General features: G+C 63.4%; 2 protein-coding genes and 1 pseudogene. All 3 read right to left on the minus strand.

Features of this window, described 5'->3' with window-relative positions; genetic code table 11:
* Positions 1–755, minus strand: a pseudogene (locus tag QN357_RS18485) (integrase); the annotation flags it as partial.
* 395 nt (positions 756–1,150) lie between these two features.
* Positions 1,151–1,489 carry a helix-turn-helix transcriptional regulator gene (locus tag QN357_RS18490; RefSeq protein WP_322135572.1) on the minus strand — a complete coding sequence of 113 codons (339 nt, stop codon included), beginning with the start codon at positions 1,487–1,489 and terminating at the stop codon, positions 1,151–1,153.
* A gap of 3 nt (positions 1,490–1,492) precedes the next feature.
* Positions 1,493–2,530 (minus strand): tyrosine-type recombinase/integrase, encoded by a 1,038-nt coding sequence (locus tag QN357_RS18495; protein WP_322135573.1) that lies wholly within the window; start codon positions 2,528–2,530, stop codon positions 1,493–1,495.
* Between the last annotated feature and the right edge of the window lie 193 nt (positions 2,531–2,723).

The following is a 2,723-nucleotide window of genomic DNA, read 5'->3' on the forward strand; positions in this document are numbered from 1 at the left end:
ATGGGGTCCAGCGGCACGTTATACGGCCGTCCCGCGATGACCATCGTCCCTGCCTTTGTGCTGATGTCCGAGACCAGAACAGCGCGGATCTGACGGCTGCTCATACCGTGGAGAAGAGCGAACAGTCCGACCACGCGCTCTCTCGGGTCGATGGTGGTGAGTATCCACCGATGGATAAGTCGGCGTTGTTCGGCGCTGTTGAGCGTTCGTCCGGCGAAGCCTGTTGGGCGTGGTCGAGTCAGACCGAGGGCCGGGTTGATCAGGATGAGCTTTCGTTTGCCAGCGAAGGTGAAGAACATGCGGAAGCTGGCTAGCCGATGCCGGGAGCGGCTCCCGAGGAACTCCTCGATATCGCCGGCGGTGACGGCGGCCCAATCGTTGATGCCGCGTCTCTCGAGGAAGTTGGCCAGGGCCGCGACATCAGCCAGTCGGGCCTCGATCGTGGCGTCTTTGAGTCCGCGGCCGCCGACCAGGTTTGCTCGAGTGCGCGATCGCAGGAGATAGTCGCAGAAGGCTGCCACGGCCGGGCGGAAGGGGATGGGGGCGCGGGCCAGGCGGCGCTCTCGGCGCCCCGCGCTCCGGCGGTCTTCCTCGTCTTGGAGGAAGGATCCGAGCCCATTCGTGACGAAATACTCATTGACGATTCGGGCGGTGTCGCCCGGTGATCGTCCGGGTGAACGCAGCGCGCGGACCAGAGCTTCGGGAGTGCAGACTCCTTGGATTAGGTGGTGTTCGATCTGCCGCAGGTGTCGCACCGCTACTGCGCTGACGAATCGGTCGCCGATGTCGTCGACCAGGGGTTCGAACCAGTTGGGAATGCTCGCCCCGAGCCGGATAAGAGCGGCGGCTGTTCGGTCGATCAGGGAGTTGTGGGTCCTTTGATAGCAGGCCGTGCATAGTCCGTGAGCTGCGTGTTTGGCCAGACGGCCACACTGGTCGCAGTTTCGCGGTGTCGGTTCTTTCCGGGGACGAGCTCGGCGCACGCACATCCCGCACAGGTCCTGTTCCGCACGGAGCACTCGCCGTTGGCCACACCGTGGGCACGGTTCCATCGTGGCCTCGCGTTTGGCTTTCCAATAGCACGAGGTGCAGCGACCCCGAGCATGGAGATTGGGGCTTCCACAGTCGATGCAGTTGCCGACGAGCGTCATCAGAATGGTGGCGGGGTATTGCGCGAGGCCCGAGACCGTTCCTGACCGGCCGCCGCTCGGAGGGGCTCCTGCGTGACCGGAGTTGGCGGAGTCCCGTTGCCGATGTCGGTGGTCGTATCAAGTTCGAGGAGATCATTTGCGGTGCAGTCCAGCGCTTGGCACAATGCGGCCAGAGTCGCGAGCTTAATTTGCGAAGGCTGTTGAGTCATCAAGGCGGAGATCGACGCGGATGAGAGTTCCAGACCGGCCTTGTCGACCAACAGGCGCCGCAGTTGAGCACCGGTCCACACTTCTCGTTGAGCGGCAGCCATCCGGAGCCGCCAGCGAAACTCTGCCATGTCCTATTCCTCCTTGGTCGCTTCGGCGAGAGTGGTCGTGAGGGCACGACGATAGGCGTCCTCGACGAACGTAGATGAGGGCGTCACATATCGCATCGTCGTGCCCACATTCCAATGGCCCAGCATCTGCTGAATGGCGACGAGATCGACACCGCGCTCGTAGTTGCGCGTCGCGCAGGCATGCCGCAGACTATGAGGGCTGAACTGCTCGTGGACCGGCCGGCCCTCCGCTCTGCACAGGGCCGCCAACCGGTTACGGATCGATCCTGAATTCATGAATCGGCCGCCCTCGTCGCAGAACAGGGCCGGGCTGCTTCCTCGAAATTTGGGGCGGACCTCGTCGAGATACCAATGCAGGATCAGGCCCAGATCGTCCAGCATGGGCACCCAGCGTGGCCTGGGACCGGAGCCTTTCGCCGCCTTACCCAAACGCACGTGAATCTTCCCGAACGGGCCTCGGTCAAAATGAAGATCGCGGATTTCCAACGTCGAGGACTCTGCAGAGCGAAGACCTGCGTGATAGAGCGTCCGGAAGAGTGCGTAGTCCCGAGCGATCGGAGCCCATTTTCGCGACTGCTCCATTCGAGCCTTCAGGAACGCGAAGAAGTCATCCATGCGCTCGGGCGATGGGGGCGGGCGGGTCGCGGGCGACTCGCTGGTTACGTGATGCCCAGCATGGAACACGTCGATCGGGTCGGCCAAACGGATACCGAAGCGAGCCTCAACGTCGGCGAAGTGCCGGGCTTGCAGAAACTGGAAGTAGTGTCTGAACGTGCTGACGTAGTCCCTGCGCGTGACGGGTCCCACGCCGCGTTCGATAAGCGCGGCGACGACCGCGTCGACGTCGAAGGCGGTCAGCTCCCATGCGGGCTTCTCCGCCAAAGCGAGGAAACGCTCAAGCACGCCCGTGCCGTTGTCGATGGTGAGGGCGCTGAATCCGCGGGCCACTTGGCTCGCGACGAAACCGTCCACGCACTGCCGCTGGAATTCCATCGGCTCCATGGCATCGGCCAGTTGCGCGCCTGGAGAATTGTCGCTCACCACGCGCAGCCGGGGTCGCGGCGTCACTGCATACCTCCCGCCCGCCTCGATTTCTGAGGCGCTGCCTCATATTTCACTCCTCGATCGAGCAAATCGCACCTCGCCACGCCGACCACGCTCGACCTACTCCCCACAGGGGATGCGGCACTCAGAGTCGGAACGAACGTATGGGAACCTCAGTTCGCTGGGGCGA

The sequence above is a fragment of the Cryobacterium sp. RTC2.1 genome (assembly GCF_035018685.1).
In the GTDB taxonomy this organism is placed as follows: Bacteria; Actinomycetota; Actinomycetes; order Actinomycetales; family Microbacteriaceae; genus Cryobacterium; species Cryobacterium glucosi.